18 protein-coding genes are annotated in these 15,592 nt (G+C 59.9%); 10 read left to right on the forward strand and 8 right to left on the reverse strand.

The window, feature by feature from the left end:
- The first annotated feature begins 150 nt into the window (after positions 1–150).
- Complete coding sequence (hemF, locus tag BLV27_RS10040; RefSeq protein ID WP_092645516.1) at positions 151–1,053, forward strand: oxygen-dependent coproporphyrinogen oxidase; 903 nt, start codon at positions 151–153, stop codon at positions 1,051–1,053.
- A gap of 10 nt (positions 1,054–1,063) precedes the next feature.
- On the opposite strand, the gene BLV27_RS10045 is transcribed toward hemF, so the two are convergent.
- Together BLV27_RS10045 and hemE are read right to left on the reverse strand one after the other, a co-directional pair.
- Positions 1,064–2,260 (reverse strand): FAD-dependent oxidoreductase, encoded by a 1,197-nt coding sequence (locus tag BLV27_RS10045; RefSeq protein WP_139176589.1) that lies wholly within the window; start codon positions 2,258–2,260, stop codon positions 1,064–1,066.
- Positions 2,261–2,299: 39 nt separating this feature from the next.
- Positions 2,300–3,334, reverse strand: a complete 1,035-nt coding sequence (gene hemE, locus BLV27_RS10050) for a uroporphyrinogen decarboxylase (RefSeq protein ID WP_092645520.1) — start codon at positions 3,332–3,334, stop codon at positions 2,300–2,302.
- Between the two features lie 139 nt (positions 3,335–3,473).
- Between hemE and hemC the strand changes: the two genes are divergently transcribed.
- Complete coding sequence (gene hemC, locus BLV27_RS10055) at positions 3,474–4,418, forward strand: hydroxymethylbilane synthase (protein WP_092645522.1); 945 nt, start codon at positions 3,474–3,476, stop codon at positions 4,416–4,418.
- A gap of 71 nt (positions 4,419–4,489) precedes the next feature.
- On the opposite strand, the gene gndA is transcribed toward hemC, so the two are convergent.
- The 3 genes from gndA to BLV27_RS10070 form a co-directional block, all read right to left on the reverse strand.
- Complete coding sequence (gene gndA, locus BLV27_RS10060; protein ID WP_092645524.1) at positions 4,490–5,887, reverse strand: NADP-dependent phosphogluconate dehydrogenase; 1,398 nt, start codon at positions 5,885–5,887, stop codon at positions 4,490–4,492.
- A 288-nt stretch (positions 5,888–6,175) separates the two neighbouring features.
- Positions 6,176–6,619, reverse strand: coding sequence for a heme oxygenase-like domain-containing protein (locus BLV27_RS10065; RefSeq protein ID WP_139176590.1), 444 nt, complete (start codon positions 6,617–6,619; stop codon positions 6,176–6,178).
- Between the two features lie 370 nt (positions 6,620–6,989).
- Positions 6,990–8,048 carry a Hint domain-containing protein gene (locus BLV27_RS10070; RefSeq protein ID WP_092645528.1) on the reverse strand — a complete coding sequence of 353 codons (1,059 nt, stop codon included), beginning with the start codon at positions 8,046–8,048 and terminating at the stop codon, positions 6,990–6,992.
- A gap of 614 nt (positions 8,049–8,662) precedes the next feature.
- Between BLV27_RS10070 and BLV27_RS19050 the strand changes: the two genes are divergently transcribed.
- Entirely contained in the window at positions 8,663–8,851 is a 189-nt protein-coding gene (locus BLV27_RS19050; RefSeq protein ID WP_139176591.1) for a hypothetical protein, read from the forward strand.
- 292 nt (positions 8,852–9,143) lie between these two features.
- Here BLV27_RS19050 and BLV27_RS19330 read toward each other — a convergent pair whose 3' ends face one another.
- Both BLV27_RS19330 and BLV27_RS10075 read right to left on the reverse strand, forming a co-directional pair.
- Positions 9,144–9,293, reverse strand: coding sequence for a hypothetical protein (locus BLV27_RS19330; RefSeq protein WP_170831413.1), 150 nt, complete (start codon positions 9,291–9,293; stop codon positions 9,144–9,146).
- 425 nt (positions 9,294–9,718) lie between these two features.
- Entirely contained in the window at positions 9,719–10,285 is a 567-nt protein-coding gene (locus BLV27_RS10075; RefSeq protein ID WP_092645530.1) for a TetR/AcrR family transcriptional regulator, read from the reverse strand.
- Between the two features lie 236 nt (positions 10,286–10,521).
- On the opposite strand from BLV27_RS10075, the gene BLV27_RS10080 reads away from it, so the two are divergent.
- The 4 genes from BLV27_RS10080 (at position 10,522) to BLV27_RS19055 (ending at position 13,404) form a co-directional block, all read left to right on the forward strand.
- A complete protein-coding gene (locus BLV27_RS10080) occupies positions 10,522–11,289 on the forward strand; it encodes a cysteine hydrolase family protein (RefSeq protein WP_092645532.1) in 768 nt (255 codons plus the stop codon).
- 112 nt (positions 11,290–11,401) lie between these two features.
- The gene (locus BLV27_RS10085) at positions 11,402–11,866 is read left to right on the forward strand and encodes a nuclear transport factor 2 family protein (RefSeq protein WP_092645534.1); all 465 of its coding nucleotides are present in this window, start codon (positions 11,402–11,404) and stop codon (positions 11,864–11,866) included.
- Positions 11,867–11,879: 13 nt separating this feature from the next.
- Positions 11,880–12,509 carry a pyridoxamine 5'-phosphate oxidase family protein gene (locus tag BLV27_RS10090; protein ID WP_092645536.1) on the forward strand — a complete coding sequence of 210 codons (630 nt, stop codon included), beginning with the start codon at positions 11,880–11,882 and terminating at the stop codon, positions 12,507–12,509.
- Positions 12,510–12,882: 373 nt separating this feature from the next.
- Positions 12,883–13,404, forward strand: a complete 522-nt coding sequence (locus BLV27_RS19055) for a DUF305 domain-containing protein (RefSeq protein WP_139176592.1) — start codon at positions 12,883–12,885, stop codon at positions 13,402–13,404.
- Positions 13,405–13,427: 23 nt separating this feature from the next.
- Here the strand turns inward: BLV27_RS19055 and BLV27_RS10100 are convergent, their stop codons facing one another.
- Positions 13,428–13,856 carry an RrF2 family transcriptional regulator gene (locus tag BLV27_RS10100; RefSeq protein ID WP_092645538.1) on the reverse strand — a complete coding sequence of 143 codons (429 nt, stop codon included), beginning with the start codon at positions 13,854–13,856 and terminating at the stop codon, positions 13,428–13,430.
- An 80-nt stretch (positions 13,857–13,936) separates the two neighbouring features.
- Here BLV27_RS10100 and BLV27_RS19335 point away from each other — a divergent pair, with 80 nt between their 5' ends.
- The 3 genes from BLV27_RS19335 (at position 13,937) to BLV27_RS10110 (ending at position 14,908) form a co-directional block, all read left to right on the forward strand.
- A complete protein-coding gene (locus BLV27_RS19335) occupies positions 13,937–14,092 on the forward strand; it encodes a hypothetical protein (protein WP_170831414.1) in 156 nt (51 codons plus the stop codon).
- Complete coding sequence (locus tag BLV27_RS10105; protein ID WP_342024527.1) at positions 14,089–14,568, forward strand: group III truncated hemoglobin; 480 nt, start codon at positions 14,089–14,091, stop codon at positions 14,566–14,568. Before BLV27_RS19335 ends, BLV27_RS10105 begins: the two co-directional genes overlap by 4 nt.
- Positions 14,569–14,653: 85 nt before the next feature.
- Positions 14,654–14,908, forward strand: a complete 255-nt coding sequence (locus BLV27_RS10110; RefSeq protein ID WP_092645540.1) for a DUF6522 family protein — start codon at positions 14,654–14,656, stop codon at positions 14,906–14,908.
- Positions 14,909–15,592 lie beyond the last annotated feature (684 nt).

Below are 15,592 nucleotides of genomic sequence, written 5' to 3' on the forward strand. Positions count from 1 at the left end.
CGAAAATACCCAATTTGCCGGAGCGTCACGCGATATCTGGTAGTTTTTTGGGGTCTCGCCTACTATGGCGGGGACTTAACATGGCACGAATGTGGCGCATTATGCGGTGGTTCCGCCGCAAGACCGTCCTTGCACCGATCGGGGGAAACGATGACAGAGACTGCTGACGCGCGGAAGACCGCGGCCTCCGGATGGTTTCGGGACCTTCGCGATCAGATCGTTGCCGCCTTCGAGGCGCTGGAAGATGCAAACGCCACTGGTCCCTTCGCCGACTTGCCGGCGGGCCGGTTCGAAGTGACGCCGACGTCGCGGACCGCCGAAGACGGCTCGGATGCCGGGGGTGGGTTGATGTCCGTTCTGCGTGGCGGTCGCGTTTTCGAGAAGGTTGGAGTCAACTGGTCCGAGGTCCATGGTCAGTTGGGTGAGCGCGCGCAAAAGGCGATGGCCGCGCGCGGCGTGCCCGGAATGGCCGAGGATCCGCGCTTCTGGGCCAGCGGGATCAGCCTTGTCGCGCACATGCGCAATCCGCATGTTCCGGCCGTCCACATGAACACGCGCATGTTCTGGACGCCGCATGCCTGGTGGTTCGGTGGCGGCAGCGACCTTAATCCGTGCCTGGAATACGCCGAGGATACGCAGCATTTCCACGACCAGATGAAGGCGGCCTGCGATCCACATGGTCCCCTAGACGGGGAAGATCGCTACGCCAAGCTCAAGGCCTGGGCGGACGAGTACTTTTATGTTCCCCACCGGGGACGTGCGCGGGGTGTGGGCGGTATCTTCTACGACGATCTGAATACGGGCGATTGGGCCACCGATTTCGCCTTCACACAGGATGTTGGAAAGCATTTCCTCCCCGCCTTCGTGCCGCTGGTCGAGAAGCGGCGCGCGCAGGAATGGTCAGATACCGACAAGGACGCGCAGCTGGTGCATCGCGGTCTCTATGCGGAATACAACCTTGTATATGACCGGGGTACGAAGTTCGGCTTGGAATCCGGGCATGACGCGAACGCCGTGCTGATGTCCCTTCCGCCCGAAGCGAAATGGCACTGAAGCGGCATTGTTAATCGGCCGCGGTCGCCTTTTCCGACGCCCAGGCGCCCCTGAAATCGTTAACGTAACCTTCGTCGCTGATCTCCTGGCCCATGCTGACCATCGCGCCCAGACGGCCCAGCTCATCCCCGCATTTGGCGGCGGCCCCGTTGCCGCCGATCAAGGCGGTCACCGTATCGTCGAGCCGCTCGATGTACGGAAAGCCGGTGGAGGTCCAAACCACGGCGCAGGGCGCGGTGTTTGTCGTCTTGAATGGGATGCCGGGCAGCAATCCCGACAATTCCTGCAACAGGCGTTCGCCCACAGTGATGTCGCCCTGCCCGTGATACCAGTCCCGCATGTCGTCAGCGGAGCGGATGCGCGGGCTGTCCAGCTGCCCGCCGATCTTGAGGTAGAGATGCCCGTCGGGATACCGGACCGGCGGCAGCACATACAGGTCGTGGTCCCATCCCTGCGGCACGAAGATGACCGAAGGCATCTGCGCCAGCGCCGCGCCCGTATCCTCGGACAGGCGGGCAAAGGCGATCGTCCGTGACCAGACCTTCATCCGGGGTGACCGAGGCAGAAACCCGTCTGATCCGGCGTGCGGCCCTGTGGCGACCGTGACCTGATCCGCTTCGATCCGCGTGCCATCGGCCAGGGTAACGCGGCCATGGTCCAGCGCGGTGGCCGCGTGCGCGATCACGACGGCACCTGCCGCGCGCGTCAGCTTGATCTGCGCGTCCCGCATCGCGCGCGGATCAATCCAGCCGCCCTGCGTTTCCTCATATGTGGCTATCGACCCCGAGGGCAGGGCAAGGCCCAGACGCTCCCAAACGTCACCGGTTCCCATCTGCAAAGGAGATCGGGGGAGGGCTTCGGCGACCGCAAGGAACCGGTTCGTGAAACTGTCGGCCATCTGGCCATCTTCGGGGCCGGACATCAGGGCCCCCGCTTCGTGAAAGATTGAAAGGCCGGACCGATTCTCCAGGTCGCGGTACCGGTCGATCGACCGACGGCTGAGCAGCGACCAATCCGGGTCTGCGGCCACGCGCCGGGTGATCCTTGCGGCATCATAGTGGCTGCCGAATGGACCTTGGGAGGCGGATTTTAACTCGGGCTCGGGCGGCGCGATCAGCGCGACGCGCGCTCCCGCTTCCGCGAGGTATCGCGCACAGGGGGCACCCATCATGCCCCCGCCTATGACGATGTGATCGAATCTCTCCACGTTTCCCACGCTACAACCCGCGCTGGTACCAAGCGATTCCTATTTCTGGGTCTCGCGCAGGGTCTCGATCATCAAGGTCACGTTGTCGGGGTCGGCGTCCGGCGTGATGCCATGGCCCAGGTTGAAGATATGCGGCCCCTTGGACAGCGCTTGCCGGATGCGCCGCACCTCGGACACCAGCGCGTCCCCGCCGGTCACCATGTGCCGCGACGCCAGGTTCCCCTGCACGCAGCCATCCGGCTGCACGTGTTCGGCAACCCATTCCGCGTCGACTGAGTTGTCCACGGCAACGCAATCGGCCCCGGTAGCTGCGTGAAAACCGATATACCCCTCACCCGCTTCGCGCGGAAAGGCGATGACGGGGATGCCGGGGTGACGGGCCTTCAGCGCCGCAGTTATCTCGCGCGCGGGCTCCAGCGCATACTTGCTGAAATCCTCGCCCTTAAGCGATCCGGCCCAGCTATCGAAAATCTTCACGACTTCGGCCCCAGCCTCGATCTGCTTCGAAAGGTACTCGATGGTCGAAGCCGTCAGCAGATCGATCAGTGCCTCGAACGTTGCGCGATCCTCGGCCTTGAGCGCGTGTGCCGGACCTTGGTCCGGAGTGCCCTGACCCGCGATCATATAGGTCGCCACCGTCCAGGGCGCGCCCGCGAAGCCGATGAGCGTCGTCTCGGCCGGCAAGGCCCCCGACAGGTTGCGCACCGTCTGGTAGATCGGGCTCAGCGTCTCGTGGATATCGTCGATGCCCTTCAACTTGGTCAGACCTTCCGGGCCGGTGATCGTCGACAGGCGCGGGCCTTCGCCGGTCACAAACCACAGATCCGCCCCCAGTGCCTGCGGCAGCAGCAGGATGTCGGCAAACAGGATTGCTGCGTCGAAGCCAAAGCGACGGATCGGCTGCAACGTGACCTCTGTCGCGAGATCGGGGTTGTAGCACAGCGACAGGAAGTCCCCAGCCTCGGCCCGCGTGGCCTTGTACTCGGGCAGGTAGCGTCCGGCTTGCCGCATCATCCAGATCGGAGGTGTGGGCAGGGTCTCGCCCGCCAGGGCGCGCAGGATGGTCTTCGTCACGGTCTTTCCTTTACGGGCTTCGCTGCCGAGGGCTGGACAGCACCCGTGCGAGACGGGCAGGTAGTGGCAGCCTGACTTGTCCCGCCGACGGCGGTGCTGTCAACTCGACCACGACCAATCCTGCCGAAAGAAGATCGATATGCCCGACCTGCCGACCCCGGACGCCCCCCTTCGCATCGGCACCCGGGGGTCGCCGCTTGCCTTGGCGCAGGCCCACGAGACGCGCGCCCGGCTGATGGCCGCCTTCGATCTGCCCGAGGCGGCCTTTCAAATCGAGGTCATCAAGACCACCGGCGACCGTATCATCGACCGCCCATTGAAGGAGATCGGCGGCAAGGGCCTGTTTACCCGAGAGATCGAGGAGGCGCTGGCCGCGGGTGTCATCGACATCGCCGTGCACTCCATGAAGGATATGCCGACGCTGCAACCCGACGGGTTGATCATCGACTGTTACCTGCCGCGCGAAGACGTGCGTGATGCCTTCGTCACGCTGTCGGGCGCGGCCTTTGCCGATCTGCCGTCCGGGTCCGTCGTGGGCTCCTCTTCGCTGCGCCGTCGGGCGCAGATTATCCTTCGCCGGCCTGACCTTAAGGTGGTCGAATTTCGCGGCAACGTGCAGACCCGCATGAAGAAACTTGGTGACGGTGTCGCCGATGCGACCTTCCTTGCCATGGCCGGGCTTAATCGGCTCAAGATGGAGGACGTGCCCCGGCATGCGACCGACGTCGCCGAAATGTTGCCCGCCGTTGCACAGGGGTGCATCGGGATCGAACGGCGCGTCGCAGACCAGAATGCGGCGCAGATGCTGGCCGCGATTCATCACGCCGAGACGGGGATGCGCCTGAATTGTGAGCGTCAGTTTCTCAAGACGCTGGACGGCAGTTGCGAGACGCCCATCGCGGGCTTGGCAGAACTGGACGGCACCATGTTGCGCTTCCGGGGTGAAATCCTTCGACCCGACGGGTCGGACGTGCTGACTGTCGCCGGCGAGTGTCCGATCAAAGACGGCGCAGCGCTGGGCGAGCGTCTGGCGCAGGATCTGCTGGATCGCGCCCCCGACGGCTTCTTCGACTGGCGCATCTGACGAAATTGGGGTGCCACCATTCGGACGCACCCCGTCTCTGCTTTAAAAATACTCAGAGCCCCGGCGTACCCTCAGCCTTTGGCCCAGGGCCCGTGTTGGCCCGTCTTGCCGTTGGTGTGCACGAAGCCATGCAGCCCGAAGAAGTCACGCTGACCCTGCACCATGTCGGCGGTACCACGGGTGGTGCGCATCATGTCGAAATACGCCAGACCCGATGACAGCGCGGGCAGGGGGTGACCGTTCAGTGCCGCCTGCGCGACGACCTGCCGCAATGCCCCGTGCGTGTCTCGCAGGATCGCGGCAAAGTGGTCGGTGAACATCAGGTTTACGCCCGGCTCTGCGTTCAGCGTGCTGGCCATGTCATCCAGCATGCTTGAGCGGATGATGCATCCTTGCCGCCAGATCTGGGCGATCCTAGACATTGGTAGGTCCCAGCCGAAATCGCGTGTCGCGGCTGAAAGCATTTCGAACCCCTGCGCGTAGCAGAGGATCTTGCCAGCCATCAGCCCTTTCTCAAGTGTCGTAAGGTCCAGTCCGTCAAACGCCTGCGGCGCGGCACCGAACACCTCCTGGCCCTTTGCGCGTTCCTCCAGCCGGGCCGAGAGATTGCGCGCAACGACGGCCGCTTCGATGGCCGGAACGGGGGCCAGGCGGTGTTGGGCCTCGATCACGGTCCAGCGACCGGTGCCCTTCTGGCCTGCGGCGTCCACGATCACCGACAGCAGCGGCGCACCCGTTGCTAAATCCTTGGCATGGGCGACCTTCCCCGAAATCTCGATCAGGTAGGATTCCAAAGGTCCCTTGTTCCATTCGGCGAACACGTCGCCGATGGAATCGTAGTCCATCCCATGTCCGTCGCGCAGGATGCCGTAGACTTCGGCGATCATCTGCATGTCGGCATACTCGATGCCGTTGTGGACCATCTTGACGAAATGTCCGGCCCCGCCCGGCCCCATCAGCGCCGCGCAGGGGTCGCCCTCGTGTTTGGCGGCAATGGCGGTCATGATGTCCTCGACCCGTGCCCAAAGGTCGGCCTTGCCACCACCCATGATCGACGGGCCGTGCCGCGCGCCTTCCTCACCGCCGGAGACCCCGACGCCCAGGAACGGGCCAGTCGCGGCCTCCACCCTTCGGTCGGTGTCCTGAAAGTTGGCATTGCCGCAATCGATGATCAGGTCATCATCATCCAGCAGGGGGCGCAATGCATCGATCTGCGCGTCCACTGCGTCACCGGCGGGTACCATCAGGATAATTGCGCGTGGTTTCGCGATCGCGGCGACCAAGTCTTCCAGAGACTCGGTGGGGGTGATCCTAGCGGCCAAGTCGCCTGCCTGGGCTGCAAAGTCACGCGTGACCTGGGTGGTGCGGTTGAACACCGCGATGTCAAAGCCCTTTTCCGCGATATTGGATGCCAGCGCGGCCCCCATCGTGCCAAGGCCGATCAGGCCGATCCGTGCGTCTTCTGACATGCCGCATTCCCCTGCGTGTTACCGTTACCATCGGTCTTAGACACGTCAGCCGGGCAAGGAAAGGGCGCGACCTGACCGTCTTTTCGGCTGGCTCGGATTGAGATGAAGGTCAGGGACGGGCCACGATCGCGACGCTCATAAGGGGGGCGGCCGTCGGGATTGCAGGGGCGACAACTCGCGCATGATAGAGCGAGCGCCGAAGTGAAAGAAGGGCGCATGCCGCGCGGGGTGACGTGGGGCCAAGGGTAGGTTTTCAAACGGGAAAGTCCGCTGCGCGGTGCGCCGCCTTCAACTCCGGTCGCGGGCGTGTTCCAGATGAATCGTCTCAAACAGGGCCAACCAGTCATTCGCGGAGCTCAGTGCGGCTTCCCCCTTTGGGCCGTAGCCGGGAATCTGCTCCAACGTGTCGCAAAGCGCCCGCCAAGCCTCGGTATCGCGTGACGTTGTCAGGAAACGCATCGCTGGCCCCGACGTGTCGGACAACCGACGCGCCAACATCCGCATGCCCAGCTGCTGAGAATGCCAGACATAACCGCGCCCTTCCGCATCATCGACGCGCGGCGTGGGTGAGGTTCTGACCTGCTTGTCGCGGCCCAGTTCGGAAAGATCGGCCTCAATATCCGCGCAAGCTTTGTCCAAGGCATCGACCAACTCGACCGCGCTATCACGCAGCACCGACAGCGCGTCCCGCTGGGCGGCCAGAAACGCGGCCAGATCGCCGGACTGTGTCAAATCAAACTGATTTTGCGCGCGCTCGAGGGCGTCGTGCGAAGCGCGTGTGCCTGTGCGCAATCGTTCACGGAGGGATGGACCAGAAAATACCATGTCTATCCATCTAGGTCACGGCTTTGTGATGCAAGGTTTTAGGTGAGCCGACCGGCCAAATCTTGCCACCCTAAACACATCAGCGAACGCGCACGGCCGCCAATCAGGGCGGGGTTGGATGTGTCGGGAGGGCAAGGTGACGGCCTTGATCTTGGACATGCAGGCCACGTTTGCGAGATTGGTTAGCGTTATAGTTCAAGGGGGTAGCCAGTTCCCTCGCTGGTTCGCCAGCAGACCGGAACCAAGACAAGTGTAGGGACGTTCGGTCGAAATTTCCTCACGCCGCCAGAAAATTGCCCTCGGTCGTGGGTTTCGGCTGCGCCGTCCCGGCAAACATCCGTTCGGACAGAGTTCTGGCCTCGTACGCCCGCAAGGTCCGCATCGCGTCCGGACGCATGAGAAGCGCCTGCATTTGTTTCGGCGATACGTTGTTGACGAGCGAGCGGCGTATCCGCGCCGACATACCGCCAATGGATCGACGTGACGGCTGGAAGCTTTCAGTCAGAAGGCCGTTTGAAATAAGCACGGCATGCCGATCCAACAATATGTGGAAATATGCCACGGCCCTTTCCGGCATGATCCTTTCGGCGGCTGTCCCGACCATATGCTTGGCGGCCATCATGACGCCTGGCTCGCCGAAGTAGAACTCGGCCCAAGCGCTCTCCAGGACGACCCGATGTTGGGCAGAGACGTATAGGTCCGCATATGGGGCACCCGGCTGCACGGAGTTTGCCGAGATGCAAATCGGTCTGAGTGACGGATCGCATCGCATGTCCTCGACAGATGCATGGGTCCGCCCGATCCAGAGGATAGGTACAGCGTCACCGTCGCCCGTCAGGACCAGATCGCCGGTCTTTAGGGCATCAACCTTCCTTGCACCTTGCGGTGTCAGAATATCCGTATCTCCGCAAAAGCAGATGAGAACATCCGGCGGGGTTGTATCGGTGTTCTGCAGCGCGACAGCACCATTGCCGAACTGGTTCATCAGGGCCATCGAGCCGCTGCCGTCAGTTACAAAGAAGAACCGCTCATATGTCCCGTCAATAATCACCGAGATTACCGTGATCTGGCTGCCTTCCAGAACGTCAGGGACCTTATTGTTTCCTGCGGGCAGATCGCCGGTTTGCTCCACGATGAAGCTGTAGTTCTGGCCGTCTATCGTCACGGTGGTATCCGGATCGGGGGCACCGCCATTGGCTTCCAGGATGATGTCTCCGGTCGGTCCGCTGTCGAACGTGATCAGAACAGTCGGTTGCTGTGACGTGTTCTGAATATTCAGGGCCGCGTTGTTCGCAGACGAGGCATCGCCTCGGGCAAAAAAGCTCAGTGTTGTCATATGGTCGCCCGTTTGGGGTCATTGCTCGGCCTACGTAGGAATTAGCGCCGATAGGTGGTCAAATTTAGGCCCGGAGAGTCACATTTCTGCCCTATTTGGGGGTGCGAGCATCGGCGTATCTTTTTGCCGTCTTCTGACCTTTTGGTAGGTACGTCGCGGAGCGCTTTGGGCATACGCGGTGCAGATAACGTCCGCACTCGCCTGCCGCCGCTTGGTGGAACGCTAAGAGTTCGATGACTACTTAAGTCTAGTTTTCCACTTCGGATCTGAATCATTAGGCTGGTGATCCCGTCGGCGCTGCATCAACGGCAGTCCGGCTCCATGTTTGCCCGCCCTAGATCCCGCAAGTGCGGTGATCCTCACAGTCTTACGCGCTGGCCGAGGTTCGCCCGTCATCCTTGCGTCGTGGGACTGCAGTAATTCAGAAATGAACGCGATGATATGAGGTCGCTAAGATGCGACTGCGCCGAAAATATCATTTGTGGCGTGGGATTTGGCTTGCAATTGTGGCCCCCCTGGTCGAGCGCCTGCCACCCGTGATTGGCCATGCTTGGGAGTAGTTGCTGCATTGCATCCGAAAGTATGGTAAGAACCGCGCAGCAGTGGAGGAAATCATGACTAAACACATCGTGGATCGCACGCGCGCACGCAGCGGTGCGGCCAAGTTCCAGCAATATGTTCGGATTGATCTTGCTGATAAGCCAGGTGCGCAATTGAAGATACTTCAGAAGCGACCGCGCAGCACTGATTCACATGCCCGTGCAGTGCGTTTTGCTGAAATTGAGCGACGCAAGGTTGAGTGAATGAAGGCGGTTATCAATTGAATTTTCAGCCGGGATGCCGTCTCCCTGAATCTTTGCTATTTTCCTGTAATAGGGTGTCGATTGCCTGAGTCGGGTGACAGCTCGGGGTATTGTGTGCGGTCGGTTCGCGTACATGTTTGCCGGTCAGTTTATGTTGACCATGCTTATTCGCGCTTTGATTGCGCCGAAGGTAGTCGGCGCATCAATGGCCTGCCTTTTCGCTTGGAATGTTTGGTTGAATCATTTTTTGATGTAGATGAGTAACTCTTCCCACCTACGAGCGATCGGAAAATCACCTTAATTTTTGAGGTTCAGGAATAGCCGGTTTGGTCTGCAACCATTTGACCGCTGATACCGGAAGTTCTGGTGAAGCAGTATGGGGTAAAAATTCCGCCAGATGCCAACTTCTTTTGCTGAGAAAGAATTCCGGGACATTCTTCATTTTAAGATAATCTTGAATCTTTTATCAAGTCGGCCATAAGCGTATTTCCATCACTTATATGGAAGTAATTGAATTCGAATATTATTATCTTCAAATTCGCAAATGGTTTGTTGACGGGACTCTTGGAAAATGCAGCTTCAGTGAAACTTTGCCATATATGCTCCTCCGATCATGGGACGTGTCTTATGTTTGAACTGGCCTTCTTCCGCGGAATGCTTTCAAACTGAATGAATTCCCGCACAGCGGACCTCGGTCGCGAGGGCATTGAGCACCACCTGTCGAGATTGGTTCGGGGCATCTGCGCGATCAGTTTGGTCGAGGGGGACGACATGCTGCGGCGGGTTCCGACGTCCGTGCCTGGTGATATCCAATAACGTGAGCTATGTCGTTCACTTGGTCATGACGGGGTCAAAAATACAGCGCGTTCAGCATCGCGCGGCAGCGGCAATCAGGATGCGAGCAGCCGCCTTGGCGTCCGCGGCCACCTTCGCTTCGCCCTGCATGACCGCAGTGACGATTGCCCCTTCTTTCAAAAGCATCAGTTGCCGCGCGAGGGTGCCGGGATCCGTGACGCGGGCCTGCGCGGCAATGCCCTGGACGAACTCCAGCAGCATGCGCTTGTGCGTGGCTGACTGAATGTGAATCGGGTCTTCCGGGTTCTGGAATTCCGAAACGGCCTTGATGAACATACAGCCTTTGAACTCCGGTGACTTGAACCATTCCTCCAAGGCATCGAAGACCGCCAGCAACCGGTCTTTGGGTGCCTCCGCAATCTCCTCGACCCGGCGGCAGAACCAGTTACGAAACCGCTCGTCCCGCAACCTGAGCACGGCGAGGATCAGATCCTCCTTCGTGCGGAAGTGTTTGTACATGGAGGTCTTCGAAATGCCGGTCTCGGCCACAAGCTTGTCCATTCCGGTGGCGTGAAATCCATCTCGGTAGAACACGTCCAGCGCGTTTCTAACCAATTCATCTCGCTTGTTCGGTCGCATTCGGGCTCCATTTGTTTACTGATTTGTCAACTTATAACTGCGTGATGTCCGGACCTCTATGAGAAATAATCTCATAAAAACAGTTTTATAAGGTAATTCTCAGGTTCTGGCTGGGAATCTTTTTAGCACGACGAGCTTGACATGAGTTACCGATCGGTTCACCTTTTATCAAAGGTGTACAGATCGGTGACTCACTTGATCTTTAGTAACGCCCTCATCTCGAAGGGAAGTTGATCATGAACCCTCTCCGAAGCATCATCGCCACAGCCGTCGGTGCCCTGTCGTTGTTCACCCTGACCGCGACGATAGCGCTGGCCGAAGACGGCGGACTTCCCGATCCGGGATTTCAAATCGTTGCCGGCGAAACCGCCCTTCTGATGACCGATCCGCAGAACGACTTTCTCAGCCCGGATGGCGTTGCCTGGGGTGTCGTCGGGCCCAATGTCGAGGCCGTCGGCACCGTCGGCCATATCGACGATCTATTTGCCGCCGCGAAGGCGTTCGACATGCCGGTGTTCGTGTCGCCACACTACTATTACCCCCATGACCACGGCTGGAAAATCGAAGGTGCGCTGGAGATGCTGATGCATGAAATCGGTATGTTCGACCGCAGTGATGCGCTTTCAGTGGATGGGTTTGAAGGATCGGGTGCCGACTGGCTTGAGCAGTACAAGCCTTATATCGAAGACGGCGCGACCATCGTGACCAGCCCGCACAAGGCTTTTGGACCCGAGAGTAACGACCTGGTTCTGCAGCTGCGCAAGCGCGACATCTCGAAGATTATCATCGCGGGCATGTCGGCCAACCTGTGCACGGAATCCCATATGCGCGAATTGATGGAGCAGGGCTTTGAAGTCATGGTCGTCACAGATGCGACCGCTGCGGCGCAACTTCCGGGGCTGGACGGCTACGCCGCCGCGCTGACGAACTTTCGCATGATTGCCAGCCATGTCGCGGAAACTGACACCACGGCGTCCGCGATCCGCGCCCTCGCCGACAACTGACCCCCAAGAGCCACCCCCTGATCCCCCCGGTTTTTCGTGGCTCTTTTCCCCGGCTACTTGAAGAATTCTCGCTGCCGTCGGGGCATCCAAATCCACATCAAAAGGAAACGCCATGATCCGCCCACCGGTACCGCCATTCTCCGAAATCACAGCAGCGCAAAAAGTTCGGGCCGCCGAAGACGCGTGGAATGCTCGTGCGCCCCAAGCCGTGGCGCAGGCTTACACCGAGGACAGCCAGTGGCGTAACAGGTCCGAGTTCCTGTCAGGGCGTGCCGAGATCGAGGCATTCCTGACGCGCAAATGGGAGCGCGAAAAGGAATACCGTCTGATCAAGGAGCTTTGGGCGTGGGCGGACTTTCGGATTGCGGTGCGCTTTGCCTATGAATGGCGCGACGAGGGGCACCAGTGGTTTCGCGCCTACGGCAACGAAAACTGGGAATTCGCCGCCGATGGCCTCATGCGGTGCAGGATCGCCAGCATCAACGATCAGGCAATTCCGACCGCGTCACGACTGTTTCATTGGCCCTTGGGTCGCCGCCCGGACGACCATCCGGGGCTTACTGACCTGAACCTCTGACAAGGAGACTGACATGCCAAGGGCCTTTGCCGAAATCGCCTTCACCGAACATGTCCGCGCCCAGCAGACCCGATTGGGGTCGGCACAGGGATATGCGAAATTCCTTGCGGCCGATGCTGTTGGCGGCAATGCGCTCGGTCCTGACGAGGCCGCCTTCATCGAGGCGCGCGACGGGTTCTATCAGGCGACGGTTTCCGAGACAGGCTGGCCCTACTTGCAATTCCGGGGTGGTCCGATCGGGTTCCTGCGGGTCCTTGATCCCCGGACCATCGCCTATGCTGATTACCGCGGGAACCGCCAGTATATCAGCCTGGGAAACCTTGCGGGTGACGGCCGGATATCCATAATTCTGATGGACTATCCCAACCGCAGACGCCTCAAAATTTGGGGGCGTGTTCAGGTGGTCGAGGGGGAGGCGGTGGGCGACATCCTTACCCTGTTACATGATCCCGGCTATGCTGGTCGGCCCGAACGCGTCATCGTTATCACGATCGAAGCGATCGACTGGAATTGTCCGTCGCACATACCGCAGCGCCTGACCCAAGCGGAACTGGAGCCGCATCTGTCGCAGATGCAAGAACAGATCTCAGACCTCACAATCGAAAACGCACGGCTGGCCGCATTAGTCGCAAACGCGTCATGAACCGTTCCTTCGAACCAAGACCCAAACCATTAGGAGCGGACTATTTTGCAATGATGCCCTCCCCTAACATCGGTATTTAGACCAAGGCTTTCGTGGTATCGGTGGTCTTCGCGGCTGGCCTGCCAACCAGCGGCGAGGTTCGTGATATGTCATTGCCCGACCATGTTGCGTTCAAGACCGCCAGCATTGACGGAATTGACATCACTTACCGCAAAGGGGACGACTCATCGCAACCCACCGTACTTTTGCTGTACGGGTTCTCCAGTTCGTCACATAATTCTCGCAACCTAATCGTGCACTTTGCGCAAGACTATCACGTCGTCGCGCCGGACGCCCCCGCGCGGGTGTCAGAGTCTCCCAGATCCGGATGTAGATGGCACTCTACATGGGCGCGACAATGGCGATTGTAAGGCTCGCCTTCATGCTCGGGATGTACTCCAACCGGAAAGCCAACGTTGCGATCTTGGTGGGTGCGACAATTGCCTTTGTGATGAGTCTCTACCTCGTCCGGTCGCAAGATACGGTCGCTGATATCGCTTGGATGAAGGCGGTGATCCCACGCCATTCCATCGCGATCCTGACCAGTGAACGGGTCGATATTTCCGATGCGCGCGTCCGCGAACTTGCTGATGCGACCATCGAAGCGCAGCGCGGCGAGATAGCCGAAATGAAGCGATACATCGCCGATATTCAGGCCAACGGTGATGCACCGGCGGGCACCGCACGAAGCCGGAGTTGGAATAGGGCTTCGGATATCGAGAGCGCCGACCATGATCGCCCCCTTAGAGGCGGATGCAGGCGTAACCGGGCTTACGGCTCCCCGATTTGCCATCCTCTCCGCGGTTCCCTTTGTTTTCTGGCCGCGTCTGGCACACAAGCTCGTCGCCGATGTTGATTACAGATTGATCCTCTCGGACATCATACGCTCATCAGTTGGGCGAGGGCCTGACGTGAGCGGGTGATATCAGCCAGGGTGTATCCATCCAGTATCGCGAAGAAAGCTTCCTCGGCTTCCACCAGGGCCGGACGAAGGCCGCAGGCAGGAAGAACGCGACAGGTCTTGTTCGGCCCCAAACACTCCACCACGATTTCAGCACGCCTCATGGTCCGTACCACATCTCCGATGATGATCGAATCTGCGGAGCGGGCCAGGATGAGACCGCCGCTGCGTCCACGCTCCGAGATGGCGAAGTCTTCTCGGACGAGCTTGGTCGCGACCTTTGAGAGGTGGTTTTCCGACACCGCAAACATCGTTGCGATCTCCGACGTGGCTATACGTTCAGGCGAGCGGACAGCAAGTGTCATTAGAATGCGCAAGGCATAGTCGGTAAACTTGTCGAGTTGCATCACATAAAAGTAGCATTGTGAATGCCGAAATAAAAGCCTAGAGATAATGCGTATATAAAATACGTATTACGGAGGTGGCGATGAAACTAGCTGACGTATTTCTCTGGCCTGGACACCGCTTGTGCCAACGCCTGGGGCTTAACCCTGACGCGGACGCGGGGCTGATCCGCTGGATGTTCAATACGGTCTTCTATCTGCTGATTGGCCTGATACTCGTGTGGATTGCGGTTGCGTGACCAGAGCGCCGCGCATCCCGGTGACCGAGGCCCAGATCGACCGGGTTGTCGAACAATTCTATAGGCATACCCGTGCCCATCCGGACCTCGGCCCGGTCTTTGCCGTGCACGTCGCCGACTGGCCCGCGCATGAAGCCAAGATCGGACGATTCTGGCGCAATGCACTGCTGTTGCAAAGCTGCTACGATGGGAATCCGATGCAGATTCACAAAGCCGCCGGCAATGTGAGAACCTGGCATTTCCAGATCTGGCTGAAGCTCTTCGATGCGGTTCTGGAAAGGGAGTTGCCGGATGAACTGGCACAAGCCTGGTCTGCGCTGGCCCATCGGATCGGGCGCGGCCTGAGCATGGGGCTGCCGCAGGAAGACGGTGATTCCGGCGTGCCGCGCCTCAGCAGGGCCGGACCGCGAGAGAACCTGCACGACTCGTCGGCGGTGAAGGGCCGCGCGTCGGGCGGATCTGATCCCAACGCCTGACTCGCAACGAGGCTTTTTGTATATTCAGCCCCGTATAGATCATTATTTCGCTGGATCAGGCATCGCCGAAGGATCGAAAACGATAATGAAACTGAAAGTGCTCGATGGCCGTATCACGATCAATGCAGACGATCTGGCACCGCTACTGGATCTGACCAACGCAGAATTCCGGGAGCGGATGCGGGACGGCAGAATCGCGACGCTCTCGGAATCGGGTGAGGGGGAGGATGCGGGAAGGCTTCGCGTTACTTTTCAGGATGAGCGGTGGAAGGTGCGGTTGATTTGCGCACGCGACGGGACTGTCCTTCAGCGCCTGCGTCTTCCTGTTGGCAGGGGGTGACCGTTCGCCCCGATCCTTCACTGACGCGATTGGCCTTGACCGGCCAAGTGCGCAGTCAGGGGCCAGTGCCGTCGCCTTGCTTGTGACCCCGATGGCGGAAAAGCTGAAAATTTGATCCGAACAACATCTCGACGTCCGAGATCAGGAGGCGCGGGAGCAGCCCGGTAAGTTCCTCCTTCGGGCCAAAGGCTGCTCCCATGCGGGTGCAAAGAGTGCAATCGCGGGCGACGGCGTTTCGTTCGCAATCTTGATCGCAAGGCCTGAATTCTGGCGGGCAAGGACGCGTCCAACCAATGCTGGACAGGTGTTCGCAGCGTTTAGAATGTGCCAGCTCTGGCCTAGTTTGCGCCGCCGGCGATGGTCCCGTAGCCGCATGCCCAGTCGACTGAACAGGCCAGAAAAACCCCAACACGACCACGTAGGCGAGGTCGAGGTTCACAAGTGGGTGCAACCCCGGCCAATGCGCGGGAAGCACCAAAATAGCCTATCCAAATACGCGCACGGTAGCGGGCTGGCTGGGGTTGAACCCGGTGCGGGGCCATCGAAGACCAAGGGGTAGGGCTGCAGATGACCGGTACCGCAATCAAGCAGGCCACCAGAACTCTATTGGCCAAGGCCCCGCACCCGTGGCCATGTCAGAACGGAATGGGTCACAAAGAACAGCGCCGAGGTCGCGGCGAAGGG

Origin of the sequence: Jannaschia faecimaris (assembly GCF_900107415.1) — a bacterium.
Lineage (GTDB): Bacteria > Pseudomonadota > Alphaproteobacteria > Rhodobacterales > Rhodobacteraceae > Jannaschia > Jannaschia faecimaris.

Coding starts and splice junctions, on each gene's coding strand:
- hemF (WP_092645516.1), top strand. CDS start 151: ATGACAGAGACTGCTGACGCGCGGAAGACCGCGGCCTCCGGATGGTTT.
- hemC (WP_092645522.1), top strand. CDS start 3,474: ATGCCCGACCTGCCGACCCCGGACGCCCCCCTTCGCATCGGCACCCGG.
- gndA (WP_092645524.1), bottom strand. CDS start 5,887: ATGTCAGAAGACGCACGGATCGGCCTGATCGGCCTTGGCACGATGGGG.
- BLV27_RS10070 (WP_092645528.1), bottom strand. CDS start 8,048: ATGACAACACTGAGCTTTTTTGCCCGAGGCGATGCCTCGTCTGCGAAC.
- BLV27_RS19050 (WP_139176591.1), top strand. CDS start 8,663: ATGACTAAACACATCGTGGATCGCACGCGCGCACGCAGCGGTGCGGCC.
- BLV27_RS19330 (WP_170831413.1), bottom strand. CDS start 9,293: ATGAAGAATGTCCCGGAATTCTTTCTCAGCAAAAGAAGTTGGCATCTG.
- BLV27_RS10075 (WP_092645530.1), bottom strand. CDS start 10,285: ATGCGACCGAACAAGCGAGATGAATTGGTTAGAAACGCGCTGGACGTG.
- BLV27_RS10080 (WP_092645532.1), top strand. CDS start 10,522: ATGAACCCTCTCCGAAGCATCATCGCCACAGCCGTCGGTGCCCTGTCG.
- BLV27_RS10085 (WP_092645534.1), top strand. CDS start 11,402: ATGATCCGCCCACCGGTACCGCCATTCTCCGAAATCACAGCAGCGCAA.
- BLV27_RS10090 (WP_092645536.1), top strand. CDS start 11,880: ATGCCAAGGGCCTTTGCCGAAATCGCCTTCACCGAACATGTCCGCGCC.
- BLV27_RS19055 (WP_139176592.1), top strand. CDS start 12,883: ATGGCACTCTACATGGGCGCGACAATGGCGATTGTAAGGCTCGCCTTC.
- BLV27_RS10100 (WP_092645538.1), bottom strand. CDS start 13,856: ATGCAACTCGACAAGTTTACCGACTATGCCTTGCGCATTCTAATGACA.
- BLV27_RS19335 (WP_170831414.1), top strand. CDS start 13,937: ATGAAACTAGCTGACGTATTTCTCTGGCCTGGACACCGCTTGTGCCAA.
- BLV27_RS10110 (WP_092645540.1), top strand. CDS start 14,654: ATGAAACTGAAAGTGCTCGATGGCCGTATCACGATCAATGCAGACGAT.